The organism is Candidatus Nitrosopumilus sp., assembly GCF_965223225.1.
Taxonomy (GTDB): Archaea; Thermoproteota; Nitrososphaeria; order Nitrososphaerales; family Nitrosopumilaceae; genus Nitrosopumilus.
Genome location: NZ_CBDCVU010000004.1, coordinates 23,958 through 50,923, shown reverse-complemented (window position 1 = coordinate 50,923; position 26,966 = coordinate 23,958). Strand labels below are relative to the sequence as shown.

The 26,966-nt window shown below is 36.7% G+C and carries 29 protein-coding genes and 1 tRNA gene; 18 read left to right on the top strand and 12 right to left on the bottom strand.

Features of this window, described 5'->3' with window-relative positions:
• Positions 1–145: 145 nt before the first annotated feature.
• Together ACOQN3_RS00585 and ACOQN3_RS00580 are read right to left on the bottom strand one after the other, a co-directional pair.
• Positions 146–937, bottom strand: coding sequence for a sulfite exporter TauE/SafE family protein (locus ACOQN3_RS00585; protein ID WP_420544557.1), 792 nt, complete (start codon positions 935–937; stop codon positions 146–148).
• Positions 927–2,378, bottom strand: a complete 1,452-nt coding sequence (locus ACOQN3_RS00580) for an MBL fold metallo-hydrolase (RefSeq protein ID WP_420544556.1) — start codon at positions 2,376–2,378, stop codon at positions 927–929. Before ACOQN3_RS00580 ends, ACOQN3_RS00585 begins: the two co-directional genes overlap by 11 nt.
• Before the next feature lie 22 nt (positions 2,379–2,400).
• On the opposite strand from ACOQN3_RS00580, the gene ACOQN3_RS00575 reads away from it, so the two are divergent.
• Positions 2,401–2,925 (top strand): toxin-antitoxin system HicB family antitoxin, encoded by a 525-nt coding sequence (locus ACOQN3_RS00575; protein WP_420544555.1) that lies wholly within the window; start codon positions 2,401–2,403, stop codon positions 2,923–2,925.
• Positions 2,926–3,115: 190 nt separating this feature from the next.
• Here the strand turns inward: ACOQN3_RS00575 and ACOQN3_RS00570 are convergent, their stop codons facing one another.
• A complete protein-coding gene (locus ACOQN3_RS00570; RefSeq protein ID WP_420544554.1) occupies positions 3,116–4,780 on the bottom strand; it encodes a hypothetical protein in 1,665 nt (554 codons plus the stop codon).
• Positions 4,781–4,915: 135 nt separating this feature from the next.
• Between ACOQN3_RS00570 and ACOQN3_RS00565 the strand changes: the two genes are divergently transcribed.
• The gene (locus ACOQN3_RS00565; RefSeq protein WP_420544553.1) at positions 4,916–5,821 is read left to right on the top strand and encodes a DsbA family protein; all 906 of its coding nucleotides are present in this window, start codon (positions 4,916–4,918) and stop codon (positions 5,819–5,821) included.
• Positions 5,822–5,933: 112 nt separating this feature from the next.
• A complete protein-coding gene (locus tag ACOQN3_RS00560; RefSeq protein WP_420544552.1) occupies positions 5,934–6,335 on the top strand; it encodes a hypothetical protein in 402 nt (133 codons plus the stop codon).
• A 288-nt stretch (positions 6,336–6,623) separates the two neighbouring features.
• On the opposite strand, the gene ACOQN3_RS00555 is transcribed toward ACOQN3_RS00560, so the two are convergent.
• Positions 6,624–7,898: a hypothetical protein gene (locus ACOQN3_RS00555; protein WP_420544551.1), complete on the bottom strand. Its 1,275-nt coding sequence runs from the start codon at positions 7,896–7,898 to the stop codon at positions 6,624–6,626.
• A gap of 206 nt (positions 7,899–8,104) precedes the next feature.
• Here ACOQN3_RS00555 and ACOQN3_RS00550 point away from each other — a divergent pair, with 206 nt between their 5' ends.
• The gene (locus ACOQN3_RS00550) at positions 8,105–8,602 is read left to right on the top strand and encodes a winged helix-turn-helix transcriptional regulator (RefSeq protein WP_420544550.1); all 498 of its coding nucleotides are present in this window, start codon (positions 8,105–8,107) and stop codon (positions 8,600–8,602) included.
• A 63-nt stretch (positions 8,603–8,665) separates the two neighbouring features.
• On the opposite strand, the gene ACOQN3_RS00545 is transcribed toward ACOQN3_RS00550, so the two are convergent.
• Complete coding sequence (locus tag ACOQN3_RS00545; protein WP_420544549.1) at positions 8,666–9,334, bottom strand: hypothetical protein; 669 nt, start codon at positions 9,332–9,334, stop codon at positions 8,666–8,668.
• A 171-nt stretch (positions 9,335–9,505) separates the two neighbouring features.
• On the opposite strand from ACOQN3_RS00545, the gene ACOQN3_RS00540 reads away from it, so the two are divergent.
• The gene (locus ACOQN3_RS00540) at positions 9,506–10,645 is read left to right on the top strand and encodes a YncE family protein (RefSeq protein WP_420544548.1); all 1,140 of its coding nucleotides are present in this window, start codon (positions 9,506–9,508) and stop codon (positions 10,643–10,645) included.
• A 413-nt stretch (positions 10,646–11,058) separates the two neighbouring features.
• Here ACOQN3_RS00540 and ACOQN3_RS00535 read toward each other — a convergent pair whose 3' ends face one another.
• Together ACOQN3_RS00535 and ACOQN3_RS00530 are read right to left on the bottom strand one after the other, a co-directional pair.
• A complete protein-coding gene (locus ACOQN3_RS00535) occupies positions 11,059–12,309 on the bottom strand; it encodes a YncE family protein (protein WP_420544547.1) in 1,251 nt (416 codons plus the stop codon).
• Between the two features lie 63 nt (positions 12,310–12,372).
• Entirely contained in the window at positions 12,373–12,864 is a 492-nt protein-coding gene (locus ACOQN3_RS00530; RefSeq protein ID WP_420544546.1) for a hypothetical protein, read from the bottom strand.
• Positions 12,865–12,947: 83 nt separating this feature from the next.
• Between ACOQN3_RS00530 and ACOQN3_RS00525 the strand changes: the two genes are divergently transcribed.
• The 3 genes from ACOQN3_RS00525 (at position 12,948) to ACOQN3_RS00515 (ending at position 14,157) form a co-directional block, all read left to right on the top strand.
• Positions 12,948–13,199 carry a hypothetical protein gene (locus ACOQN3_RS00525; protein ID WP_420544545.1) on the top strand — a complete coding sequence of 84 codons (252 nt, stop codon included), beginning with the start codon at positions 12,948–12,950 and terminating at the stop codon, positions 13,197–13,199.
• Between the two features lie 222 nt (positions 13,200–13,421).
• The gene (locus ACOQN3_RS00520; protein WP_420544544.1) at positions 13,422–13,562 is read left to right on the top strand and encodes a hypothetical protein; all 141 of its coding nucleotides are present in this window, start codon (positions 13,422–13,424) and stop codon (positions 13,560–13,562) included.
• A gap of 124 nt (positions 13,563–13,686) precedes the next feature.
• Positions 13,687–14,157: a hypothetical protein gene (locus ACOQN3_RS00515; RefSeq protein WP_420544543.1), complete on the top strand. Its 471-nt coding sequence runs from the start codon at positions 13,687–13,689 to the stop codon at positions 14,155–14,157.
• Here the strand turns inward: ACOQN3_RS00515 and ACOQN3_RS00510 are convergent.
• A complete protein-coding gene (locus ACOQN3_RS00510; protein WP_420544542.1) occupies positions 14,154–15,041 on the bottom strand; it encodes a radical SAM protein in 888 nt (295 codons plus the stop codon). The two genes, ACOQN3_RS00515 and ACOQN3_RS00510, sit on opposite strands and share 4 nt — an antisense overlap.
• Positions 15,042–15,226: 185 nt before the next feature.
• Here ACOQN3_RS00510 and ACOQN3_RS00505 point away from each other — a divergent pair, with 185 nt between their 5' ends.
• The 4 genes from ACOQN3_RS00505 to ACOQN3_RS00490 all read left to right on the top strand — a co-directional run bounded on the left by ACOQN3_RS00505 (position 15,227) and on the right by ACOQN3_RS00490 (position 19,793).
• Positions 15,227–15,511 (top strand): hypothetical protein, encoded by a 285-nt coding sequence (locus ACOQN3_RS00505; RefSeq protein ID WP_420544541.1) that lies wholly within the window; start codon positions 15,227–15,229, stop codon positions 15,509–15,511.
• A gap of 162 nt (positions 15,512–15,673) precedes the next feature.
• Positions 15,674–16,030 (top strand): reverse transcriptase-like protein, encoded by a 357-nt coding sequence (locus tag ACOQN3_RS00500; protein ID WP_420544540.1) that lies wholly within the window; start codon positions 15,674–15,676, stop codon positions 16,028–16,030.
• Positions 16,031–16,098: 68 nt separating this feature from the next.
• Complete coding sequence (locus tag ACOQN3_RS00495; RefSeq protein ID WP_420544539.1) at positions 16,099–18,195, top strand: 4-hydroxybutyrate--CoA ligase; 2,097 nt, start codon at positions 16,099–16,101, stop codon at positions 18,193–18,195.
• Positions 18,196–18,266: 71 nt separating this feature from the next.
• The gene (locus ACOQN3_RS00490; RefSeq protein ID WP_420544538.1) at positions 18,267–19,793 is read left to right on the top strand and encodes a 4-hydroxyphenylacetate 3-hydroxylase family protein; all 1,527 of its coding nucleotides are present in this window, start codon (positions 18,267–18,269) and stop codon (positions 19,791–19,793) included.
• A 213-nt stretch (positions 19,794–20,006) separates the two neighbouring features.
• On the opposite strand, the gene ACOQN3_RS00485 is transcribed toward ACOQN3_RS00490, so the two are convergent.
• Positions 20,007–20,738, bottom strand: a complete 732-nt coding sequence (locus tag ACOQN3_RS00485; RefSeq protein WP_420544537.1) for a signal peptidase I — start codon at positions 20,736–20,738, stop codon at positions 20,007–20,009.
• A 40-nt stretch (positions 20,739–20,778) separates the two neighbouring features.
• Positions 20,779–21,600, bottom strand: a complete 822-nt coding sequence (locus ACOQN3_RS00480; protein WP_420544536.1) for a PRC-barrel domain-containing protein — start codon at positions 21,598–21,600, stop codon at positions 20,779–20,781.
• A gap of 115 nt (positions 21,601–21,715) precedes the next feature.
• Between ACOQN3_RS00480 and trxA the strand changes: the two genes are divergently transcribed.
• The 4 genes from trxA to ACOQN3_RS00460 all read left to right on the top strand — a co-directional run bounded on the left by trxA (position 21,716) and on the right by ACOQN3_RS00460 (position 24,015).
• Positions 21,716–22,042, top strand: coding sequence for a thioredoxin (trxA, locus tag ACOQN3_RS00475; RefSeq protein ID WP_420544535.1), 327 nt, complete (start codon positions 21,716–21,718; stop codon positions 22,040–22,042).
• Between the two features lie 138 nt (positions 22,043–22,180).
• On the top strand, positions 22,181–22,645 hold the full coding sequence (locus ACOQN3_RS00470; protein WP_420544534.1) for a hypothetical protein: 465 nt from the start codon (positions 22,181–22,183) through the stop codon (positions 22,643–22,645).
• 12 nt (positions 22,646–22,657) lie between these two features.
• A complete protein-coding gene (locus ACOQN3_RS00465; protein WP_420544533.1) occupies positions 22,658–23,320 on the top strand; it encodes a cupredoxin domain-containing protein in 663 nt (220 codons plus the stop codon).
• Positions 23,321–23,460: 140 nt separating this feature from the next.
• A complete protein-coding gene (locus ACOQN3_RS00460) occupies positions 23,461–24,015 on the top strand; it encodes a zinc-ribbon domain-containing protein (protein WP_420544532.1) in 555 nt (184 codons plus the stop codon).
• A gap of 24 nt (positions 24,016–24,039) precedes the next feature.
• Here the strand turns inward: ACOQN3_RS00460 and ACOQN3_RS00455 are convergent, their stop codons facing one another.
• Together ACOQN3_RS00455 and ACOQN3_RS00450 are read right to left on the bottom strand one after the other, a co-directional pair.
• Positions 24,040–24,399: a zinc ribbon domain-containing protein gene (locus tag ACOQN3_RS00455; RefSeq protein ID WP_420544531.1), complete on the bottom strand. Its 360-nt coding sequence runs from the start codon at positions 24,397–24,399 to the stop codon at positions 24,040–24,042.
• Between the two features lie 56 nt (positions 24,400–24,455).
• Positions 24,456–24,530 (bottom strand) — tRNA-Ala (locus tag ACOQN3_RS00450).
• Positions 24,531–24,604: 74 nt separating this feature from the next.
• Between ACOQN3_RS00450 and ACOQN3_RS00445 the strand changes: the two genes are divergently transcribed.
• Positions 24,605–25,996, top strand: a complete 1,392-nt coding sequence (locus tag ACOQN3_RS00445) for a dihydroorotase (protein WP_420544530.1) — start codon at positions 24,605–24,607, stop codon at positions 25,994–25,996.
• Between the two features lie 42 nt (positions 25,997–26,038).
• Positions 26,039–26,914: a hypothetical protein gene (locus ACOQN3_RS00440; protein ID WP_420544529.1), complete on the top strand. Its 876-nt coding sequence runs from the start codon at positions 26,039–26,041 to the stop codon at positions 26,912–26,914.
• Positions 26,915–26,966: the final 52 nt, after the last annotated feature.

Below are 26,966 nucleotides of genomic sequence, written 5' to 3'. Positions count from 1 at the left end.
CGCTTTTGTCCTTCCTGATATTTCAGTCTCATCGAAGTGCCATCTCCTTTGAACATCTCACAAATCCCTTTACATGAAGTCGCCATAGTTGTATTTACTGTAAATTTTGATTTAGGTGGCAGGTTTAGATTGCAAGTATTTGCAATCAGAACAAAACAGTTCTTGCAACAATATACGTTGCAATTGCAAACAGTACCACTGCAAATAGATGTACCAGATTTTCTTTTGAAATTTTTCCAGAAACCTTTATTCCAACATAGCTTCCAATAATTCCTCCAATTACAAATAATATTGCAATTACAAGATCAATGTTACCTTCTAGAAAATATCTTCCAGCAGTGACAAATCCAAATGAACTGACCGAAACTAATGACGTTCCAATGGCCTGGACAATATTTAATCCTCCTGAATACATCATAGTAGGAACAATCAAAAATCCTCCACCTACTCCAAAATATCCAGCAAGAATTCCTACTGAAAACCCATGAAATGACAAGTTCTTTTTTAGTAAAACCAATTCAGAGTTTCCACTAGTAATCTCAATTTTTGAGGATTTTCTTTTAATCATCAAAATTCCTACAATTCCCATAAAGACTGCAAACAAAACCAAAAGATTTTCTGCAGGAGTCCACAGTCCCAATTGGGAGCCAATTAGGGTTCCAGCAATTCCAGGTATCGCAAATGAAATTCCTTTTTTGAGATCAAGATTTTTCTTTTTTCTGTGATTTATCAGGCTAATTGCGGCAATAATTCCAACGGCAAGTGCTGATGTGCCAATTGCAACATGAGTGTCTTTTATGCCTACTACATACAACAGTAAAGGTACTGCTAACACAGAACCACCTCCGCCAATTAATCCAAGGCTACTTCCAACCAAAACCCCAGAAATTATTGATAGAAAAATAGTCAGAGGTTCTAAAATGACCTCAGCTGACATCTACTGCACACCTATTTGGACCAATCTCCAAATCAGGAATCTCTGAGTGAACTAGTTTGAGTTCCCCCTTGTTTACGGTGATGATTTTTCTATAATTCATTGGTCTAGGTAGAGTGATTGCCACTATTTTTTGGATAAAGTCTTGTTTTGAGATGTCTAGCCATGGGAGTTTCTTTGATTGTTGTATGGTTGACACAAATGCCTCTTGGCTTGCTTCAACATTTTCACCATGATGAGTTGGAAATACCATTGTATGGTGAGGTAGGACGAGTAATTTGTTGTGCAAAGAATTGTAAAGTTCCTCAGTAAATTCTTCTGCCTGGTCTCTTAAATCAGGCCTGCCTATTGATTCTACAAACAAGATATCTCCTGTAAAGACATACTTTTCATCAACTACATAGCTTAGACTTCCAGGAGTGTGGCCAGGAGTATGAATTACCCTAAGGTTTGATTGTCCAAATGAAAATTCATCGGAATCACCAACAAAATCCGCATCAAAAGCATATCCTTCATACTTTGAGAGATGTAACTTTGCACCAGTTGCCTGTGCAAGATCTCTTGCAGCAGAAACATGATCTGCATGTTGATGAGTATCAAACACTCTAGTAATTTCAAATCCTTGTTCTTTTGCAATGTCAATGTATTTTTCAAAAGGATAAAGAGGATCAATTACTATGGCTTTACCTTTTGATTCTACAATATGGGACAAACAGCCTTTTCCAACTTTTTGAATTTGTATAATTTTGGTCGGATCTTTTACCACTGTAACTGGTTTGAGAACCTGATTCCATCCAGCTAAACCATCTTCAAGAGTTTGAGAATCAATACCAATTCTTGCTAATGCAAAGCTTGCAACCATTGCACGATTTCCATGCGGACAAATTGTTACTATTTCCTTGTCTTTTGGAATCTTTTCAAGTGTTTTTGAATCAAAAAGATCTTCTAATGGGATGTTTTTACTTCCGGGGATTTGATATTCTGAAAACTCACTTGAATCTCGCACATCTAAAAGAAATACAGAATCTAATTTTTTTGCAAGCTCATCAGGAGCGATTATCTTTCCGGTTTGGCCTTGAGACAATTTCCCTTTCCAAGAAGAAAACCCACCTGCTAGAAAATAGGCATTTAGTCCAAATGACGCCATCATCTTAGCAGTCTCTTTGGCAAAATCTTCAGGCTCTGAAATCAAAATAATTTTTGTATTTTTTGGGATTTTAGGCATGATTTTCTCTTTTGATTGAGCATTACAGACAGCATGAACGGAGCCTTTGATGTGGGATTTTTCAAAATGATCCTTTTCTCTAAGATCAAACAAAAGCAAGGGCTCTTGTTTTATGAGATATTCTGAAAGTTGTTCTGATGATACTTCTAAATTTTGAGTTGATTGTTTCATAATTAGAATAGATTTTTTTGAGATATAATCAAGAAGTTTATACTGCAAGCATTTGTATTCACTTTAAGGATTGGCAAAAAAGACATCTACAATCACATTTAGAATTGATCAAGAATTTGAGAAAGGATTGAGAAAGGAAGCAGAAGAAAAGAGAGTCAGTTTAAACACACTAGCAAACCAGATCTTGGGAGACCATGTAGATTTGGGACAATTTATGAAAAAATTTGGAATAATAGAGATGAGTAAAGGATCATTCAAAGAATTACTTAACGTACTTGATGAAAAAAACATCATAAATTTTGCAAAGACTATTGGTTCAAAGGAACCAAAAGATTTCATACTGTTCAAATGGAAAAAACTCTCATCTGAATCAGTTTCCGGATTTATCAAGATGTATTTTGAGCATTGTGGTTATGGAATGTGCGACATATTAACAGAGGAAGGAGAAAACACAGTTAGTGTTCATCATGATTTTGGTAAAAAAGGCTCAATTTTCTTAAAATCATTTCTGGAGGCTATCATTCAGTCAACATTAGAAAGAGAATGTAAAATTACAATATCAGAGAATTCAGTTTCACTTACTTTTTCAAATTAAGATTTTCTTTCAGAATTTATTCTGTAAACTCATACAGCATTTTAAGAATTAGAACAGGTTTAGATTTTATTCAAAAATAATTTCATAGTTCTGAATCAGTAGAGGTCTGAATCTAAGTTAGCATTTAGAATCATGATGTCATCTTTTACTAAATGAATGAATTTGTTGTTAAAAATAAAAAGATAGGAGACTATTCTCCACAGTTACAGTCTGGTCCGCACATACATGGTCCAACTTCACCTGAACAGATGCAAGCTCCGCCTTGATCACATGCACATCCTTCTGCACAATCGCATGTTGTTCCATGAATCATTTTCTCATGTACTGATGTAGAAGCACCACCCATTGAAACAACAGAGTAAGTGATTGCAAATGGATCAGGATTGAATGTGTGAGCTGCTAATGCATTTCCCGTAAACATCCAAGAACCCATCTTGCTTTGTTGGTCAACAAGTGTTAGTGCAAACTTTGTCTCACCATCTGGAGTCCAGATAGTCTGTCCCATAACCTCGTCTTCAGTCAATGGTCCATGAAGTGCAACTAGTTGAACGTTTTCAGATGCAGAGTAGGTTAGCATTCCTGCGTATCCGTCAGAATTTGGAGGAAGCAGAACTGCAAGTTGATGGAATTCATGTCCTTTACCTGGATCAGTTTCAGATTGAATTGTTCCTGAATATGCTGTCATTTTATGACCACTCATACCGTGGGAACCATGTCCTGATGTACCGCAAGAAGAACACATACCGTCAGCTCCGTGTTTCATGTCACCTCCACAGCATCCTTTATCACCGTGTGAACCAGGACTTGGTCCAGCACAATTACATCCTGCACCACAAGAGCAGGTTCCATCTTCTGAGCAGTTACATGTCATTTCATTAGAACCATGTTTCATGTCACCACATGTACAGTTTGGTCCGCACATACATGGTCCAACTTCACCTGAACAGATGCAAGCTCCGCCTTGATCACATGCACATCCTTCTGCACAATCACATGAACCATGCATTCCATGTCCATCAGAAACTTTAGCATAATGAACAGAATATGAAATAATAAATGGATCAGGATTGAATGTGTGAGCTGCTAATGCATTTCCCGTAAACATCCAAGAACCCATCTTGCTTTGTTGGTCAACAAGTGTTAGTGCAAACTTTGTCTCACCATCTGGAGTCCAGATAGTCTGTCCCATAACCTCGTCTTCAGTCAATGGTCCATGAAGTGCAACTAGTTGAACGTTTTCAGATGCAGAGTAGGTTAGCATTCCTTTGTACATTTTTTCTGAAGGTGCCAACAATACTGCAAGTTGATGGAATTCATGTCCTTTACCTGGATCAGTTTCAGATTGAATTGTTCCAGTAATGGTTTTCATTCCATGATCTTTCATTTTAGAACTATGATCTGATGTACCACAAGAAGAACACATACCGTCAGCTCCGTGTTTCATGTCACCACATGCACAGTTTGGTCCACACATGCATGATCCTGCTTTGCCTGCACAGATACAAGCTCCGCCTTGATCACATGCACAACCATCTAAACAATTACACATTTCTCCATGAATTCGTTTATCAGGAACTGATTCAGGAGATGAGGATATTCCTTTTTGTTCTTTTCCATATTTTGGAATTACAGCATCTGTTGGGGCTTGTTGTCCTTCCCATGCCTCTCGTCCTCCAGGAATTTCAGAGCATAATCTATCACCACATACCATTTCTTTAGTTTTAGAACCGTATGATGAGATAGAAACTCCTTGAGATTTGAGTGCATCAACAGATTGAACTGATGTTGATGTTAAAATTGCACCAGACAAAAGAATTGTCGTAGCAAATAGTACCGCTAGGGCTGTTAATTTCATTGGATTGATTATGATTTTTTCTTATAAAAGAAGAAGATGCAATTTTCATCATTGGAAAAGTGGTACATTCATAGAATTGTTTTCAATTATGGAAATTGTATTTTCTCTTTTATTATTAAAAAAGTAATTTAGAACATGAATTATTTTGTAATTTTTCTTGGATTATTGGTAGTTTTGTCATCACAAAGTGTTTTTGCAGAAGAGGTGCCATCTTGGATAAAAAATTCAGCTGGTTGGTGGGCTGATGGTTCAATTGGGGATGCCGACTTTCTAAATGGAATTCAGTATCTAGTAAATGAAAAGGTAATCTTTGTGGATTCAAGTCTTTTAACCGAAAAAAAATCTGAAGAAATTCCTCCATGGATAAAAAATTCAGCTGGTTGGTGGGCTGATGGTTCAATTGGGGATGCCGACTTTCTAAATGGAATTCAGTATCTTGTTTCAAATGGAATAATTTCTGTAGAGTCTAAAAAAGAATCTGAAAAATTAATCATCGGAGGTTTTGATTTAAGCAATGCAGGACCATTTGAAGGAAATTCAGATGCGGCATTTACTATCATTATGTTTAGTGATCATCAATGCGAAAAATGTGTAAATTGGCTAATACATGAAAAAAAAGTCTTAAATGAAAAATTAATTGAATCCGGTACTGTGAAATTTTTCATACTAGATTATCCAATGTTAGGTGAAGACTCGGTTTCTGCTGCAGAGGCTTCCTATTGTGCCTTAGAACAAGGAAAATATTTTGAATATCTCAGCATATTGTACAGAGAATATTCTGGAGTTCAGAATGGATGGGCTAGCACAGATGCATTAATGGAATATGCAAAAGGATTGGACCTAAATTTTGATGAATTTGATAGTTGTCTTTTCTGGGATCAGCAGGCATTAAGGGTAGATTTTAACAAAAAAGTTGCATTATCACACGGAGTTGTAGGAACGCCAACATTTTTTGTTATAGGTCCTAATGGAGAAATGGAAAAAATTGCAGGACCGCAACCTCCAATGATTTTTGAAGCAGTCATAAAGGAGATGAGTTAAGATTTCTTTTTTTGAAAAGTATGAGCTAGCTCTCAAAGTAGTATTTTCAAATTTCAGATACCTTGCATTATTTGCATTGTTTTTTTCTGGTCTGTTTATTCCATTAATCTATGTGACAGAGTACCTGTTCTTTGAACCATATGTATTGTTCTATGTTCCTGAATATGAGATTCTCAATTTTCTATCAATTTTTGTAATATGTGCTTTGACGGGTTTGGTACTTAGTATGTCAATTTTTAGAATAAGGTTCCTGCAAGCTAGCACTAAGAAGCTTCGAACAGGATTGTTAGGTTCTATTGTAGGTGCCGGAGCAGGAGCATGTTGCGGAGGCATAGGAATTGCATTAATCTCAATTTTTGGAGCAGTAGGAGGAGTAGCAACATCAGTTCTTACAAATTTTGAAATACCTCTAAGAATAACATCTATTGCAATACTTGTTTTTACTTATTTTATGATAATAAAAGACCTCAACAGAGAGTGCAAAGTAAAATTTGATAAATTTAGCGAGAAATAAAGAGAAGTTTTTGTTTTTTAGATTTGATTCCATGAAAGTTTGAGATACCTATGAGGATGAGATTTGGTTAGTATCCACTCAAAACAAAATACTCTGATAGAATGCAACAGTAAATGTTGTTATTCCAATACCAAAGGCAAAAAGCCCATACAAAGAATACTTTGTGATTTTATTCATATTTTCAATTCACATTCAGAATATTTAAGGACAATTTTGTAGAGCATAGAACTATTTTTAAGAAAATGTTTGGCTCACAGACAAAATACCGTTCACCTAGTATTGTCCGAGTTATTCATAAACAATTTTATGATTAATGGAGCAATTGCCATCCTGTCTCATACTGCCACCAGTAATATCACAAAGAAGAGGGAATTCTAAATTATCACAAAAGACCCTGTCATCTTTGCCTTCACCAAGAGAATGTGATCTAATATCCCCACCATAAATTTTACATAGATTTACTTCGACTTGAGTACCAGGCATGAATAATCTAAGCTTGATTTTTCCTTCACGCAGTAATTGATATTCTTCTTCAGATGTTAAACAAACTGGTTCATAAGTATTTGATTTGTAATTTAACAGCAATCCATCATTGCAACGAATATCTTTAATGCTGACTCCATGTTTCATTTGGTCAATTGGGGAGGCAAATGTATATTTCTCAAATAGTTTTTTGCATCCATCACAATTAGTTACAGTACATTTTCCATTTTTCCACTCATAATATGCCTGCTTTTCATATTCGTACACTCCATGACACTGTTCTGGAGTTGTAACCTTGAAGAAATGTGGAATTGACTTGTCTCGTATGAGTCCAACTTGTGTTTTGACAAAATAGGCAGGAACATATTCATCTGGACATTCATCAGTCCAAAAATCAAAACAGGGTTCATCAGGTAGAGATTTGACTGGATCAGAATGTTTGAATCTTGGTTCAGGCATAGGATTTGTCCAAGAGACTACAATATCTTGATGCATCATTTTATTTTCTGATTCAGGAAAGATGCAAACAGGTTGATAGGTATCGGCTCTGAATTTCAAGATTCTTGGTTCATTGCACAAAATATCAGTATAGAAAGATCCATTTTTGAATTGTTTGTGTGGAGAAGGTATCACATGAATTGGTAAAAGATCCTCAGTAATTTCTGGTCTATTTTCTTCATAAAATGGATTGAGTGATTTCTCACACAGTCTAGGATCATGGTGAACGATAACTTCGGATATCCGTTGGTTTTCAATCCATTCGGCCATCAAAATTCGATAAGTGTCATTGTGAACTATTTCATAACAAACTATAGCAGGAAAGCCATCAAAATTATTCCTCACCTCTTCTGATTTGTTTGGATAGTCATAATCTACAAACTTTTCATCAGCAAAATTTGAAAAATGATTCATTAACACTTCATCAGTGATTCCTTCTCGGTATTTGACAAAGGGACCAAAGCATGGTCCTTCTTTTTCATCTGAACATGAAGCATGAGCATACTGGGTTTCCAAATTATCCACAATAACGATAGAAGACAGCGTAAAGATTGCAATAATTATCAAAAGTCTAATTTTCAATTACTGAAGCTGGATTTGTGATGTTCATAAGTACTTCGTATCTTTTACTCATGTGGTAGTTTGCAGCAACTGTTTTCAAATTCCAAACTTCTAATCCATAGCTCGCATTACAAAAATTTGGTTTAGTCTAACACTGTTTGGAAATCATTGACCATCTGCTTTTTAGACAAAATTCTTAGATATGAATAGGCAAGTAGAAGAAGCAGTTGGATAGAATAAAAACAATTTTGAAAATCATTGAAGATAACCCAGGCATTCATGTAAGGGGGATAATCAATGAAACAGACCTAAAAAATGGAGTAATTGTTCACTATTTAGACAAGCTTGAGAAAGATGGAAAAATCAGATCAAAGAAATATTCAAGATACAAGCGATTCTATTCTCTAGATATTGAGGAAGAAGAATACAACATTATCAGAAACCTAAGAAAACCAACAAAAAAAGAGATTCTTTTGTTCATTATTGTAAAGGGAAATGCAAGCTTTAAGGAAGTTTTATCAAAAACACAAAAGAGCCCATCTACCATTTCATGGAATCTTTCAGACCTAGTCAACAATGGCGTGATTGAAAAGTTTGCGCAAGATCAAAGAACATCATACAGAATTAAAAATGTCAATCTCATCAAACATACATTTAGAAAGGAATTTTCAAAATTGTTGGAAAACAAAAAAGAGCATTCTGAAGACATCTTTCTTGCGTTGTAATATTTTTTTAATTCGACAAAGTCACCATTTTCCCTATTACTGAAAAATGTGAGAAACAATATTTTATGGATTTGATTGAGAGTTGATTTGGTTCATTAGATCATCCATGAATTTTTGATGTTCATTAACTTGATCTCTAATCATTTGCTGTACTTTAGGATCATTCATGTCTGCGGACATCAACTCGTTCATGATTCTTTGATGTTCAAGTTTTTGTTGTGCAAACTGTTCTCGTAATTCTGGATCCTGAATCATCATCTGACTCATGCCCGAACCTGTCATCATTCCCATGTGTTGCCCCATCATTCCCGAACCACTCATGTTTTGACCCATCATCATGTTCATCATTTCTGGATTCTGCATCATTGATTGCATCATTGTTTGATGCTGTGACATTGTGTTCATCATTTGCTGTCGCATTTCTGAATCATCCATCATAGTATTCATCATAGGACCCATCATCCCCTGCATGTGCTGCCTATCGTCAATCATCATAGAGTGCATTTGCTGCATGTATTCTGAATCCTGCATTGCCTCCTGCATGAATTGCCTGTTCTGACCCATACTATCTCTCATATCTTGTCTGAATTCAGGATCTGACATCATTTCTGGCATCTGTTGAGATGACATCATCATTGGAACTGAGGACGAGTTTTGTAATGCTGCAAATCCAATCCCTATTCCTGCAATAAAGACCCCAACTGTAATTCCAATCCAAACGTATTGGCTCACCATTGATTCTGGACAGGTTTTTTCACTCTTATACAGAACACATGTTTTTCATACTTGATTATCACCCATAATTCCATACAAATAGAAAATGTAAGTAGCATACCAATACTATTTCACAAAAAATAGAATTACAAAAAATATTAAATCATAATCAGTTTATTTTCAATAGCAATGAGACTCATTCTTTTTACAATTATGACACTTCTGCTTGCAAACACCATTGCAACTACATTTGCAGATACAAACGAATCTCCTCTAAAACAATCAAAAACGATATCAGATATCCATGACATAAAATGTAAATCACATTTGACACTGATATTCAAGGCAAATGGTTGGATTCCTGCATGTGTCAAGCCAGCAAGTGTGGAGAAACTAGTAGAGAGAGGATGGGCAGCAGACCATGATCCACACCACAAGATGATGAGTATGACTATGCCTTCTGAAAAAATATTTTTCACATTACAGGGAGATGACCAAATCGGTAACTTTGACAAAGAAAAATTGGACGCAGGTACTATGATGACATATATCACATCAAATAATGATGGCTCTCTAGTTTTGGCCACAAGCAGTGGCTCTGATACGGTTTTTGCATTTGACATGCAACATGAAAAACTAATTTCAAAAATCGCAGTTGGAGAAGACCCCAAAGGAATCAAAATTCATCCAGATGAAAACATTGCCTTTGTTGCAAACGAATCTTCTGGAACAATTGGCGTGATTGATCTGAAATTATTTGAAATGATACAAGAAATCCAAGTGGGACAAATCCCACACAACATTCGTTTTGATTCTATGGGAAATATTGCATATGTGACCATACAAGGTGAAGACAAGATAACAGTGATTGATGTGAAGAGTCTTGAAATAACGGATTGGATACCAGTTGGAAAATTACCACACAATCTTGATTTGTCACCTGATGATCGATACCTCTACACTGCAAATATTGGAACCAGTGATGTTGCAGTAATTGATCTGCAAACCAAGGAGACAGTCAAGAGAATAAACGTAAGCACAGGGCATCATGGCATAGATGTCTCAAATGACGGAAAGAGAATCTACGTGTCAGGAATAGGTTCTGACAAAATGAACGTGATTGACGTAAAGTCTCTAGAATTGATAAATCAAATAGATGTAGGGCAAGGACCACACGGAATAAGAACTAGTATAGATGGAAGCAAAGTGTTTGTAGGAGTGACTACAACTAATGAAATTCTTGTCATCGATACAACAACATTTGAAGTTAAAGATGTAGTTCAGTCTGGGAACAAACCATTCTGGATTGCAGTTCCAGAAAATTCATAAGTGTTAAGAATTTTTCTAGTTTTTATCTAGAAAGAATCTGCAAGAAATGAGAAAATTAATCATAGATTCCATAAATTTAGATTGTCATTCTAAAATGATAAAACACAGATCATAGTTATTAGATTTTTTAACATATACTATTTTATGGGCTGCAGAGGAATTTGTGAGAGATACAGAGCCGAGAAGAAACGATACTTTGAAGGATCACGAAGATGTACCTGTTGTGATGTTTATCTATTTACACAAGAAAACAGGTGTCCTTGTTGTAATACACCTCTGAGAATGAAACGAAAGGCCAAAAGCAGAATCAAATTAAAAAATAATCAACAGAATTAGATGAAGGACATAGAACAAAGAAAAATTTGTTAAAAAGCAGAGGATAACAAAAACGTGCTCTGACTATTTTGCAAGTTTTACGTATTATTATCTGCCAGAGTAACCTTTTGATTAATGGAATTGTGAAATACAAGATCAAATGATTCAATCATCATCCCGTTTTCAACAAGGGCATCAATGGTGTCTACCAATTCTCCTGTTTGAAAGTCAACAACAGAAATAGTTCCAGAATTTATTCCATCCAGATTAAGCAAGTTATTTTGAACAAACATGTACTGGTTGTCAGAACTAAACAGTACGTGGTGTGCTCCGGCATCTGCAGGCAAGGTTCTAAGCAGTTCTGGCTTTTTGGGATCCTCTAGGCTATACTCGTTTACAACGCCAGGATTTGCAAAGCTAACATACAGATTCTCGCCTGGTCCAAAGGATATGGCAAGAGGCATCGCATGTCCACGTGTTTTTCCATCATCTACAAGCATAGTATCAAATGATTCAGTTGCATCATTCCAACTCATCGTCCATAACGTAGAGTCATGCATTCCAGATACATATGCAACGTGTTGTGTCGGATGAAACTGCACTTCGACTGGAGCGCTAGGTAAGTCTTTGTCTTGTAATAACTCTACAGTAGACAAGATTTCTCCGGTGCTGTACTCTACTACGGTTACGGTGCTGCCAAAATCATCAAGTGATGGGGCAACAGTTTCTGTGAAGATCATTCGGTCTATTTTCTCATCAGCTGAAATGCCGTGAGGATATCTCACAAAAACCTCAGAGTTTTCTTCTTTTTCCATAGAGATTTTGCCTATCTGTTTGTCTGTTTGTCCATCAAAAATTATCACCTCATCTGATCCCATACAGGTAAGGTAGAATTTTTCTCCATTTTTGTCAAAGTACATGTCTTCTCCCACAACACATGAGCCAGTGTCAATTAGAGTTACATCAAATATCGAATTTTCATGTAGATTGATTCGGTAAAGGCCAACCCCTCCAAGAGATGTGTTGTAGAGTTTGGAACCGTCATAATTGTAAAATGGATGGTGCATTAGTACACCTGCTCCTATTGGAACATCCTGTAGTATGTCTCCATATGTTTCTGAATTAGGATTAATGTCAACTATTGCCAATCCGTCTTGTTGTCTAGATTCCCCTATTGCTCTGTAGTTTATCAATGCAGTCAAAGGAGAAGTGTCTTCTGAATTATCTTGTATTGTATTGTTTTGTGTATTTTCATTTTCAAAATTAAAGTTACTAACTATAACAATTGCGACGGCTATGGCAATTATTCCAATTCCAATACTTCCACCAAAAAGAGCCTTTCTTGCCAACAATCCAAACTGCAACATTAAGATAATTATGTATTTGTAAAGAAAGTAAGAATGTTTGAGAAATTATCCTATCTTACAGCAGCTTTTGGATTGTAGGCCTCTTGCTATCCAGTAAATAGAAAATATCAAAACTCCAACTGAAACGAATTTCAGCTCCAATCCCTGCATTGGAAATAATGATAATCCTCCAATTGCACCCAAGATTACTGCCAAAGGTGCAGTGCATGCAGGACAGCCAGGAGTAAATGCCGCAAAGGCGCCGCCTAGAACCGCAGAAGAATTGGACTTTACAGAATTCATCATCCTCATTCTCTTAATTTTAAATGCCATCATTGCAAAGTTGATTCCTGCCAAGGCAGATATCACTATGGTCAATCCGATTGAGGTTGCAATAAAGGAAGGAGACAATTCAACTGCAACATCAAAGTGAGTTGGCAGCATAGACATTGTCAGATAGTAGTAAATGATCCCCAATCCAAGAGCACTGATAATTGTAATCAAAGCATACCGTCTTATGGTCAACACATTTGATATCAGTTGTAATTTGCTTACCAAGTAGATTCAATTTGTATTTCATAGTATTTTAACTATCCACGCATCCGCCAAAGATTATTAGCCATAAAATTTCAGGAAATGATATGGTAGAGTTCTCATCTGAAGAAAAGACAATACTGGTCCAGCATGCCATCAAAAAATACGAAAATGAGGAAACACTAATTGAGAAATTAAAAACAGTGCTATCTGAAAAAGACATCCAGAGAAACATTGACACCCTGATTGGAACCCAGAGAGTAAGAAGGATAGGCCCAGAAATACTTCAAAATAACGAAAGCCATACAGAGCTGCCAGATCTACCCGAGAACCTAAAATCAACAATTGAGAATCTTTAATTCAAAAAGACATCTGTAAAAATCGCAATTCAAAGGTAGGATATTCTGTTTTTAAAAAAACACCATTTTTGAAATATTTAACTTGAGATTTAGCCCATGCTTTCACAATATTTCACAATACGTAAGTTGACTTAAGATTGTTCAAGGTCAACCGATTGCCCATAGTCCAGTTTTATTCAAATTCCTCTTGTCTTAATAGTGGAATTTTCTTATCAAAACCAAATGAAAAAATCTACAAAAAAAGAAATTCTGTCTGACTTTGTAGGTTTGCTAAAAGAGATCGAAAGCAAACCTGCTGAAGACATAGAGAATAAGATGAGAAAAATAATAAGTAAAATCAGACCTCTGATTCATCACATATGATACAACTTTGTTTTAGGGTTATGCCAAAAGTTATAGCATAATACAAAAAATGGCATCCATACAGATAGCTATTTTTTAGAGCAATACAAAGAATTCTTAAAGTACTCATAAACAAAGTAATCATATGAATAACAACCGAGTTATGCAGTTAAGTCTATCATTTATGATAATGGCAATAATGATGTTTTCTTTTTCAGAAAGTTCGGCATTTGCACACCCACATCCCGGCACCATTCTAGTAGAGGAACAGCACAATCATGATGCACAAACGGAGATTATGCCTTTGGATGCCACAACAGGGCTAGAAAAAACAACTGTATTTTTCCATGCTTCTTCATATAACACACTACCTTGGGGATTTGTCGAAGGCAAGATTGAAAATCCAGTACAAGGACACCCAGTGATAATTCAGATTTTCAAAGATGGAGAGGCAGTTCATTTTGCACAAACAAGTGTAAATGAAAATAACCAATACCAATACAAGTTCAGGGTTTTAAATTCAGATAGCGAAGGCCAATCAACGAAGATTTTTGATGGAGATTATCTAGTTAAGATCTTCAAAGTAGTATACCTAGACCAGAGAAATCAGGTTTAGAATCCACGTAGTCCCTGTGGACGCATTATCTCTGGATGTTGTTTCATCCATTGTATCTTCTCAAGCATTGCTTGTTTGTCTTGTGGGAATGTTCCCTTTATAGTGTAGGCGTTTGAACCATGGTTTGCACGAAAGACAATTGGGTTCTCTTCGTTAGTTTCAATTTGATCTATAAGACCATAGAGTTCCTCTAGAGATTCATCATCATTGATTCTGATAAATGGCTCTCCAAATTTGTCAAGAAACTCTTGCTTTATTCCATTTTCAAGGTAAAGCGTTAATGCTCCAACATAGTCAGGAGAACAAGCACTGATTACTTCGGCCGTTCCACGAATGTGTTCTTTGGAGTAAGTTCTTCCACCAAGACCCAAAATAACCATGCATGACATAATGTATCCTGCATTTTTTGCCTTGTTTACTGACTTGATTATGGTTTTGGCTATTGCTCCTTTTGTTACTTTTTTTAGAACAATATCAGAACCACTTTCAATTCCCAGATAAAACATGTCTAGTCCTGCTTCACGCATTTTCTTGAGCTCCTCGTCTGTCTTTTTGAGAATATTCATTGGCATTGCATAACAAGAAATTCTCTCAATGTTTGCAAATTTCTCTCGAATGTATTTTACAATTTTAATCATAAATTCTGAATCAATGTTCAATGCATCACCGTCTGCAAGAAAGACTCTTCTGGTATCTGGAAGATAATTTGCCATCATGTCAATCTCACCTTTTATCTCCTCCCAAGATCTTTCAGAATAATCCTTGGAGCGATACATGTCACAAAAAGAACATTCGTTAAAGGAGCATCCCAGTGTAACTTGGAAAATTAGTGATCGTGCCTCAGATGGAGGGCGGTATAGAGGAGCATCATAGTTTAGCATCAATTTCTATTCAAAGGGTTTTGGTTGATTATGTTTTTTATACTTTTTACCCCTTTGATAGGCACACCAACAACAAAAAAAGAAGATAGGGCAAATTAGAATTCAAAATACGGTATTGGATTTTCCTTGATTTTTCTGTAAGGGAATTGGACAAAAGTACATAAGCGCTCATCAGAATTTTTGACTAAATGGAACCAACGTCTTTGGTACTCTCTATTGTGTCAATTGCAAACATGGGAATACTTGGAATTCTAGTTGCCATGTTTGGAAGGATGTACATCAATACCAAGGCACAGCTTCCACTGGGAATGATTGTGGTGGCAGCCATGTTGTTTCTGCACAATGTCATTGGCGCAATGGCTTACTTCTCGATGGAGGAAATTTTCTCACACGACATATTCCCGTACATGCTGGGTGTTGGGATTGCCGAACTGGTAGGACTGCTGATTTTCCTCAAGATCACACTTGATTAAAACTAGTCAAAGCTGGCACAGAATCAAAAAAATGACCTGCAACACTGTTTTTTAATTCTAGGATGTGACTCTTGCATAGCATCAATTGTATCACAAGGTATATCGACAGCAATCCTCAGATATCTGTAAATCAAAGTGTAAAGATGTCAAGGTTGTACAAAAATGAAGGTTAGTGTTTATGTTGATGGATCGGGGGGAACCAACTCAGGATATGGCTACTTTGTAAAAGAGACAGGAGAGTCATTTTATGAGAGAAAAACAGACATTACAAACAATCAAGCCGAATACATGGCAATTATTTTGGCATTAAAGAAGTACGTAGGGTCTAATGACGAGGTTACAATTTACAGCGATTCAAAAAATACTGTCAATCAGTTAAATCATGAGTTTGCAATCAACAATGAGCAATTACGAGATCTTGCAAGACAAGCATGGGAAATAATTGGCAAGTTTTCAAACATCTCAATAGTCTGGGTTCCAAGGAAAGATAACCTGGCAGGAAAGATGTTGGGAAGTTAAGTACTTCCTAAATTCAAAATTTCTCTCAGGAATAACTTTATTACACAATCACTTGGATTCAATTTAACATGGCAGAATCTGTATTTTTATCACCAAAATCAATTGCAGTAATAGGAGCATCTGACAAAAGAGGAAGCGTCGGAGCTACCATCACATCAAACATTATGAATGGATTTACCGGAACGGTATATCCAATCAGTCCATCAAGAGATAAGGTATTTTACAAAAAAGCATACAAGAGCGTTCTTGACGTTCCAAAATCAATTGATCTAGCAGTTATTGTCATAAAAAATACCCTGGTTGCACCAGTCCTAGAAGAATGTGGCAAGAAGAAAGTCAAAGGAGTAATCATCATCACAGCAGGATTCAAAGAAGTCGACGAGGAAGGTGCAAAGAGAGAACAGGAGATTAAAGATATCGCTAAAAAATACAACATCCAGATTATAGGACCTAACTGTCTTGGAGTCATGAATCTTGATCCAAAGACAATGATGAATTCAACATTCCTCAAGGTCACACCAAAAACAGGGAAAATTGCACTGGTTTCACAAAGTGGAGCAATTTGTGCTGCACTTGTAGAGGATGCAAGTGCTCAAGGAATCGGTTTCTCTGCAGTTGTTAGTTTGGGAAACAAAGCTGCAATGAGCGAAGTTGATGTATTGAAGATCTTAGCTAAGCATAAGCAAACAGAGGTTATCGTAATGTATCTTGAGGATATGGGAGACGGCCAGGAATTCCTCAAGGTCTGTAAAAACATCACAAAGAAACTCAAAAAACCCGTATTGGTTCTAAAGTCTGGTCGTAGTCCAGAGGGTGCCAAAGCTGCGATGTCCCACACCGGAGCTTTGATGGGCTCTGATGAAATTTATGATGCGTTACTCAAACAGTCAGGTGCAATAAGAGTAGACACCATGGAAGAATTATTTGATTATGCAACTGCTTTTTCAAAACAACCACTCCCAACAGCAGGTGGTTTAGTTATTGTTTCAAATGCAGGTGGGCCTGCAATAATTTCCACTGACGCATGTTCTAAATTCGGAATAAGGATGGCCAAAATTGACAGTATTCGTCCAAAGATAGATGAGGTAATTCCTCCTTGGGGCAGCTCTAGAAATCCAGTGGACATTGTAGGTGATGCAGATTTTAATCGATTCAACAATGTATTGGATCGTGTACTAAAACATCCAAAAGTAGGATCAGTCATTACCATGTGTACTCCTTCTGGAACTCTCAATTATGACAAACTTGCAGAAGTAATTGTTGAGATGTCCAAGAAATACAAAAAGACAATGCTTGCAAGTTTAATGGGATTGGATGAGGGAATTACTAACAGGGAAATCCTCTCCAAAGGAGATGTTCCCTATTACACATACGCTGAAGGAGCAATTAGAACTTTGGCGGCAATGAAAAATTTTGCAATTTGGGTAAATAGCGATGAAGGTAAGATCCCAAAATTCAAAGTAAACAAAGCAAAGGCAAAGAAGATCTTTGACAAAGTCAAAAAAGAAGGAAGACCAAATCTTTTAGAAGAAGAAGGACAAGAAGTTCTAAAGGCCTACGGATTGCCACTTCCAACAAGCGCACTTGCTACAACTGAAGAAGAAGCAGTAAAGATTGCAAATAAAATTGGTTATCCAGTTGTAATGAAGATTGCATCGCCACAGATAATTCACAAATCAGATGCAGGCGGAGTCAAGGTAAATCTAACTAACGATAAAGAAGTCGAAGGTGCATTCAAAACAATCATCAAAAATGCCAAAAAGTACGACAAGAAAGCCGAGATCAAAGGAGTGTTGATTGTAGAGATGGTTAAGGGAGGAAAAGAGCTAATCATTGGTTCAAAGTTGGAGCCAGGATTTGGTCCGGTAATCATGTTAGGAATGGGAGGAATCTATGTCGAAGTTCTAAAGGATGTTACATTCAAGCTGGCCCCTGTAACTGATAAAGAAGCTGATGATATGATTGCATCAATTAAAACTCAAAAACTGTTGCAAGGAGTAAGAGGAGAAAAACCCTCAGATATTGCCAAACTATCTGAATGCATTCAACGCTTGTCCCAACTGGTTTCAGATTTCAAGGATATCAAAGAACTAGATATGAACCCAGTTCTAGTCATGGAAAAGGGCAAGGGTTGTCGCATATTGGACGTTCGTATAGGACTCTAAGCATATTTTATTCCCAAATGTTCGCTTTGAGATAATTAATATTTATACAACATCAACGCGTACCATATTACATGGCTAATGTGCTAAAGACTATCAGAACAGGCGACGACTATATTGAAAGCCTAAGAGGAAGAGATCTGAAGGTCTACTTGTTTGGTGAATTGGTAAAAGAACCAGTTGACCATCCAATTATCAGACCATCAATTAACGCAGTTGCTGAAACTTATGACCTTGCAGTACGTGAACAAGAATTGGCTTCAGCTGATTCATCTATTACAGGATTGAAAGTTAATCGATTTTTGCATATTGCAGAGAGTGCAGAAGATTTAGTTTTACAAAATAAGATGCAAAGAAAACTAGGACAAAATACCGGAACTTGTTTCCAGAGATGTGTCGGAATGGATGCAATGAATGCATTACACTCTACTACTTTTGAGATTGATGAAAAACATGGAACAAAATACCATGAGAGATTTTTAGAATTTGTAAAAATGGTTCAAAGAGAGAATCTAGTGATTGGAGGTGCAATGACTGATCCAAAAGGAGATAGAAGCAAAGGACCTTCAGAACAAGAGGATCCGGACTTGTTTACCAGAATTGTTGAAACAGATGACAGAGGAGTCTATGTCTCTGGCGCCAAAGCACACCAGACAGGTTGTATCAATTCACATTGGATTATCTTAATGCCAACAATACGATTAACAGAAAACGACAAAGACTGGGCAGTTGTAGGTGCAATTCCTGCAGATGCAAAAGGTGTCACATACATCTACGGAAGACAATCTTGTGACACAAGAAGTATGGAAGAAGGAACAATCGATGAAGGAAATGCGAAGTTTGGTGGTCAAGAGGCCCTGATAATATTAGATAGAGTGTTTATTCCATGGGATAAGATCTTCATGCATGGAGAGTACGAGTTTGCCTCAATGTTAGTTGAAAGATTTACTTGTTATCACAGACGTAGTTATGTTTGTAAAACAGGATTAGGCGATGTCTTAATCGGAGCTGCTGCAACAATTGCAGATTACAACGGAGTTCCAAAGGTATCTCACATCAAAGACAAGATAATTGAGATGACCCATCTTAATGAGACAATATTTGCAGCAGGAATTGCCTCATCACACCAAGGACAAAAGATGAAGTCAGGTGTTTATCTCAATGATGACATGTTGGCTCAAGTATGCAAACACAATGTTACAAGATTCCCCTATGAGATTAGCAGACTTGCACAAGATATTGCAGGAGGCCTAGTAGTTACACTTCCATCTGAAAAAGATTTCAGACATCCAGAGGCAGGCCCACTACTAAAGAAATACCTTGCAGGAAGAAAAGGAGCAGACGTAGAAAACAGAATGAGAATTCTCAGATTAATTGAAAATATGACACTAGGAAGAAACGCAGTAGGCTATCTTACCGAGTCAATGCATGGAGCAGGATCACCACAAGCACAGAGAATCCAAATTCAAAGACAGATGCAAGTAGGTTACAAAAAGAACCTTGCAAAAAACCTAGCAGGAATAACAAACGATATTGAAGAACCAAAAGAGTCATCTGAGTACTTTAATCGTGTTTTCAAAACAAAAGACTCTGTAATGTAGAAAGTTACAAGCCAATACACGCAGATATCCTCAAAATCATTAATTACAAAAAATAAAGATGGAGAATTTTGGGTAGTTGATAAACAGTACTATTCCTGAGACTAACAAATTATCAGGAGTCTTTTTTAGTAATTTTCACCTACTTTATACGACAAGCAAGCAGGACGATCTATTGTCTCGAAGTGACATAATGTGAACCTGTTTGCCTGAACCTTACTGCTGATCTTTTGGTTTGTCTTTATTTTTGTCAGTTTTTTCCTTGTCTGAATCAAGCGATTCCTCAGACTTTGACTCAGATTTTTCTTGATCTTCAGGCGTGTCTGGACTATCAGTGTACTCAGAGTCTTTTTTTAATTTGTCAAGATCAAGTGAATCATGGATAGTGCTTTCATTGCTGTTACTGCCATCATCATCTGATTTTGTTTTGTTTAGGAAAGAAAATTCCTCATCAGGTTTATTCTTTGTAAAGTGTTTGATAGCCATAATACCAATCACCACTGCTATTATGATATAGTTGATTGGAGGTTTTAGTAAATTGGTCAAATAGCCCACCTGAGGAATAATATATTGAACTGTTCCAATGTATTCATCTTTAGTAATTGGAAAGTCAGTTCCAGGAATGGATGCGGAATTTGCATCTCCCTTTGTCCTAACAGTTTTTGGGTCCTCATCAAGGATGGATGCCACTCTATGTACAATTACTCGATTATGATCAGAAGGCCTATCAAATACAATAATATCACCTATTTCAACTTCTGCGAAAGGAGCATGTCTTTGAACTACTATAATATCGTCTTTTTCTAAAACTGGAACCATACTTCCACTTGCAACCACATAAAACGGGTTTGGGGCTCCAAATGCCAATATCAGTACTATTACAATTACTGAGATACCAGTTCCGACGATAGCTGCGTCCTTAATTATTCCCCTAGACTTTTTTCCCAAATGTTATCGCCTGAATGTCATTAATTTTTCTAATTTGTCATTACAACTTGGTTCCGCATTCTTCACAGAATTTAGAGCCAGGATTATTTACAAATCCACATTGAGGACATTGTCCTGGTTGTGTTGCTGTAGGTTGTGGAGTTGATTCAGGATTACCAAGAAGGATTATTTCTCCAATTTTTTTTATGCTGGTCCAAGGAACACTACCTTCTGTATCATCATTTTTTGTAAGTACTAAGACCATTGACTGAGTAGAGTCAATTCCAACTTGTTTTGCAATGCCAATTTTGTTTGCATTTTCATCATATACTGCTCTTCCCTCAATTGAGCTAACATAATCAGCAGGACCAGGTTGTGTTGTAGGTTGTGGGGTTTCTTGCGCTGCTGTAGATGCTGGTGGTGCAACTTCTTGAGGTGGAGGTGGTGCAGTTGTAAAATCTTGAGCTGTTGTTGTTGCAGCTGCTGGTGGTGCAACTTCTTGAGGTGGAGGTGATGCAACTTGTGCATCAAGAGGTTTTGCTTGTCCGACATCGCCTGCCTCATCTTGTTTCTTAAATTCTCTGTATTCTGCAATAGCAGAATTACAAGAAGTACAAAGATATTGTCCTCTTTCTGCAAGAATTAGATTTTCTGCAACTTCCTCATTTGGATTTTCAAATTCAATCTTGGGAGATCCTTCAAACTCTTTCTCACAAGTATTGCAAAAATGTTTAGAAATTTTATCAGCATCTAATCTTCCTATAGGTGCTAAAAACAGGTCCGGTCCACCAAGATTGCCTTTCATTTGTTGGTCGTCGTTAATTTTGGCCATCACATAGCCGCCGGAGCCTCTTAATTTTTTAATTCTAAGTTCTGAACTCATACCTGATTTTTATCAAAACGTCATTTAAGTATATATCAAAACCAATCATCCTACAAAAAATATGGTGTAAATTCTGGTGAACGTTTTTAGGGATGATAGATGAATCATTAATACAATGGGAATTACACAAGTTTCAGATGCAAAAACATGGGAAACAGATGTCATCAGTTCTGATATTCCTGTATTTGTAGACTTTTGGGCCGAATGGTGTGGTCCATGTAGAATGGTAGGTCCTGTAGTTGAGGAACTAGCTAGCGACTATGAAGGCAAAGTAAAATTTGTCAAAGTTAATGTTGATGAGGCCAATGAATTGGCATCAAAATACAATGTGTTTAGTATTCCAACCTTAATCTTACTAAACAAAGGTGAAATAGTTAGTCAGCAAGTAGGGGCAGCTTCTAAAGAATCATACAAAAACATGATTGACAGAGCACTAGCATAAATTCAAAAAAAAATATTTTTCTTATTTTTGATTTTTCTTGATGCAAAAATAATGATAATTTCATAGTTATTCTAAGATTCTAGAATAACCTGATGTAATCGCTGATTCCTTTAAATCAAATTTATTTTATGATCGTGCATGACAAAAACAAGTCTGGTAGTATTCATGGCAGCAATCATGGTTGTTGGAGCATTAGGTATTTCTCAAAGTCCTGAAGCTGAGGCCCTCAAATCAAGCGGGGTCAAAGTTTCACAGTATGGCTCTAATACCAACATATGCGGATTGATATTATGTTCTGAATACCCAGGTGGAAAAGAAGCATATCAAAAAAACTGGGCGTCATCATTTAGGTTGGGTCCTGCAGAACAAGCAGGCAGTTACCAAGTTGAATCCGAAACAAAAAAAATGTCAGTTTCAGCACATAATGTTGATGAAGAATTCCCAGAGCAATTAGATGTGTTCATTCACAAGTTTGAGATAGATAAGATCTCAGCTGAAGAAACAATGAACGGCATCACAGATATTTACAATCAATACGCGGATGCCAAAATAACAACTGATATCATTGATGGAGTAGGTGAGAAAATCAACCTATACAAGTAGGGTAAGCTCAGTGTGGAAGAATCAATTGAAGCAGTGCATCTAACTGCTGAACCACAAAATGTCAACCCTGAATACCAAGGGGCATTAGATGAGATAATCCACAAGTTTGAGATAGATAAGATCTCAGCTGAAGAAGCTATAGTTGGAATCAAGGAAGTTCATGATGGTTTTGTTGGACTATACATCACATCTGATCTTATAGAAGATATCACCATTCAACTAAACATCTACGAATCAGGTAGTGATTCAACAAGTCATGTATTAGACAAAATTCATGAAATAGTTAAAGAGGCCGAAGCAACACTTGCAGAACTTGAATCAATAGAAGAAGAAAAGGTGGCAAAAGAATTACCACCAAATACTGTTGATATGCCTGTAGGTGCAGGAGTTACAGGATGTGAAGAACATGATGCATGTTACACACCAACGCAGCTAACAGTATCAGTAGGAACAACAGTGACTTGGATTAATTCAGATGGTTCAATACCACATACTGTAACTGCAGGTTGGCCTGATTCAGACTCAATAGGCCTTGATTATCCAGGCGGAAATGGATTTGATAGTGACTTTATGTCCGGCGGTGCAACATTCGAACATACCTTCGAAGTACCAGGAGAATATGATTACTATTGTATGCTTCATCCATGGATGATTGGATCAGTCACAGTAGAGTAACCACCTCTCTTTCCTTTCTTTCTTTTGTATAAAATAGACATACTATTTTTCAAATAACGAACATAATTAGAATAAAAACAGGCTGCATAAAGCAAAACAAGATCCTAAAGTAATTAATATTCCAAAAATGAAGTGGTTCTATGTCATTTGGTGAAGTCGATACACTAAACATGTTATTTGACAAACTACAAAGTTTGTTTGATGAATCTCAGGGATACTATGAATCATTTTTAGATACCAACAATATGTACAAGCAAGGACAGCTCAGCGATAAGGAATTCTTCCAAAAATTGGGTGACTATGTTGTAGCATATTCTGCATTAGAATTTCTTGCAATCAAAGTTATTTTCGAAATGAGAAAATCCATGGCTTCAGGAACTGGAAATACACAGTCACCAGGATTAATGCCTGGAATGGGAAACCCTGGAATGATGGCAGGAGGCATGGCAGGAATGCAACAACCACCAAGATCTGGCACTGCACAAAATCCCGTGGGTGGTTCTCCTCCAGGAATTGTTTCTGCACAAGAAGCATTTGGTGAAGTAGGTACATTGCCTACACCGGATCCTGCATTGATGCCAAGAAGAACCATGACACAAAATCCAAATCAAGCTGGAGGAAACGGTTGTCCAACATGTGGTGCCGAACTTAGACCAAATGCAAAGTTTTGCACAAAGTGCGGTTCTAAACTATAAAATTAAAAATTAAATCAAGAAAAATTATTCTTGAGTGGTTCCGCATTCAGGACAGAATTTTGCCGTTGCAGAAAGACTTGTTCCACATTCAGAACAAAACTTGCCATCTGTCTTCTGTTCAGTGTATGCATTACCAGTAACTGCAGAACTACGTACTGCTCCTGATGGTTCATATTTTTCATCGTCAATTAGAACAGGTTCAAAATCTTGTTCTGTCAAAAATGTCATCATTCTTGGAATTCCTTTCCCTTCATTTTTTGGATCAGGCACAGAATCACCTAACCAAAATGCAAACCTCATCAAAGTAAGCTCAGGTGTAGAGAATGCCAGAGTATGTTTTGACATGTATTCTTGCGCAGCTTTTTTGCCGTCAAAAACTTCCATGATGAGAGTATTTTTTATTTATGTATAATAGTTTCTGGAGAAAATTTCTTTGAAAATGGTGGACCGGGAGAGAATTGAACCCTCGACATCCTCGTTGCGAACGAGGCATTATACCCCTAAACCACCGGCCCCGAGATAACTCAAAAGACAGTGTTTTTATTCATTTTCTCAACGAATAATAGACTGGAAAACAAAAATCGTTTAGATGACTTTTGATACCATAATTACAGATTCACATATCATTCTTCCAAGTGGATTAATCGACAAAAATATCGTAATCGATGATGGAAAAATCGTCAAGTTTACAAATGATATGCCAGCATGTGACCACAAAATAAACGGAAATGGTTTGGTTTCAATTCCTGGAGCAATTGACACCCATGTACATTATGGGGTATATTCTCCAATAAACCAAGCAGCAAAGACAGAGTCTCATGCTGCAGCAATTGGCGGAATTACAACCATGATGAGAATGCTACGTCTTGGAGAAAAATTTTCAGAGTCGTTGCAGCCACAACTTGATGCTGCATCACAAAATCACTATGTGGATTATACCATTCACGCATCAATTTTCACTCCTGAACAAATCAGCGAAATGAATCTTTGCGTAAAAAACAAAATCACATCTTTTAAAATTTACATGAATCTTGGAGGAGAGGTAGGACATGTGTATATGGACATGCCACCAAATTCATCAGACCTTGTTTCAGCCAAAGTAAATGTAACCAATGAAATTGTAGAGCAGACCGTGAAAACTGCTGCGTCATTGAAATGTCCCGTATTGGTTCATGCAGAAGATTATGAGTCCTGTGGTTGCGGAATTAAAACTGCAAAAGAGAAGAAAAAAGATGGGTTGTCTGCATGGTCTGAAAGCAGGTCACCTGAATACGAAGTAAAGGCAATCAAAACGGTTTCAAAGTTTGGAAGAGACTATGACTGTGTCATCTATTTTGTACATATTGGTTCAGAGCTGGCCCTAAAGCAAATTGAGGAGGAACGTAAACTGGGTACAAAAATTTTTGTTGAGACTTGCCCTCATTATCTTACATTATCATATGAAAAACAACAGGGCTATCTTGCCAAAGTTATGCCTCCAATAAGAACAGAACAAGATACCAAGGCAGTCTGGCAGGCACTAGCAGGCAATAGAATTGATACAATTGGAACAGATCATGTTGCAAATCAACTCAAACTAAAACTTGGAGGAGAAGATGTGTGGGGAGCACTGGCAGGATTTCCAGGAATTGGAACAGTAATGCCAATATTACTAAATGATGGAATAAATCAAAACAAAATAAGTCTAGAACAGTTAGTGAAATTTACAAGCTATAATGCAGCAAGAATTTTTGGTATGTACCCACAAAAAGGATCATTGGAGCCAAATTCAGATGCAGACATTACCATGATTGACTTGAAAAAAGAGAAAAAAGTAACTTCAGATTTGTTTGGAGGATTCTCAGATTATATCGTATATGAGGGAAGAAACCTAAAAGGATGGCCTGTCAAGACTATTGTTAGAGGCAAGTTGGTTGCAGAAGACTTTGAAGTGGTTGGTAAATTAGGTCACGGCAAACTGGTAACAAGAAGTATCAACTAGATTTAGAATAATTTTTATGAATTAGATTCAAAATGGCAATTGGTGAAATACAGTTCTCTTTGCATGCTTGCTGTTATCTTGGGCATGTTGTCATTTGGAATTTTTTACGAGTCTAGTTTTGCTCAAAAGGATTTGCCTCCATTGCAGCAATGGAAAAAATTTGCAGATCCAGATATGTTAAGTTGCAATGAAGGATATTTGCTATTGCAAAAAGATAATGGATTTCCAGCATGTGTGAGTGTATCCACGTATTTCAAATTAATTGAACGAGGTTATGGCAAGTTTGATTTCATGTTATTGGATAATCATCCAGGAATGATTAATCAGATAATTGATAAAATATTGAATGAGCAAAAACTAGCACATCACTGGCATGAGATGATGATTAAAAATCCAGCCGTTTTAACAGAAACATTAGAAACTTGGAACGTCAATATGAAAGAAAATCCTACACTTTTAAGAAATATGTTAGGACCAATGACAAGTGATCCAATACTTCGAGAAGATCTAGTCACCATAATGAAGAATCATTCAGAAATGGAGGATGCCTTAAAACAAAATGACAGATGGATGATATCTGTACACCATCCTATTGGTAATAATCACGGATGTGATTGGTGTGCAGACCACGATATAAAACAAAAGTATGACTTTTCCCATGATAGCACCAATTCAGATAAAATGATGATTTTGATACATCAGTTATGGGTAAACACATCCACAAGTAAACAAATCAACGAAAGGATGTTAGAGAATCCATCTCATCTGGCCGCAATAGCTCAACAACTTATGGAACCAATGGCAAATTCAATAATGAATGACCAAGTTCTTCGTCAAGAAATGATAAATCTGATGTTGAAAAATCATGATTTTATGAATTCCATCAGGCATGAAAACCCTGTAAATGATCAACATTAGACTGACAAGTTGTTTCTTGTTAGAATTTTGCATAGAATCAGAGATAATTTGT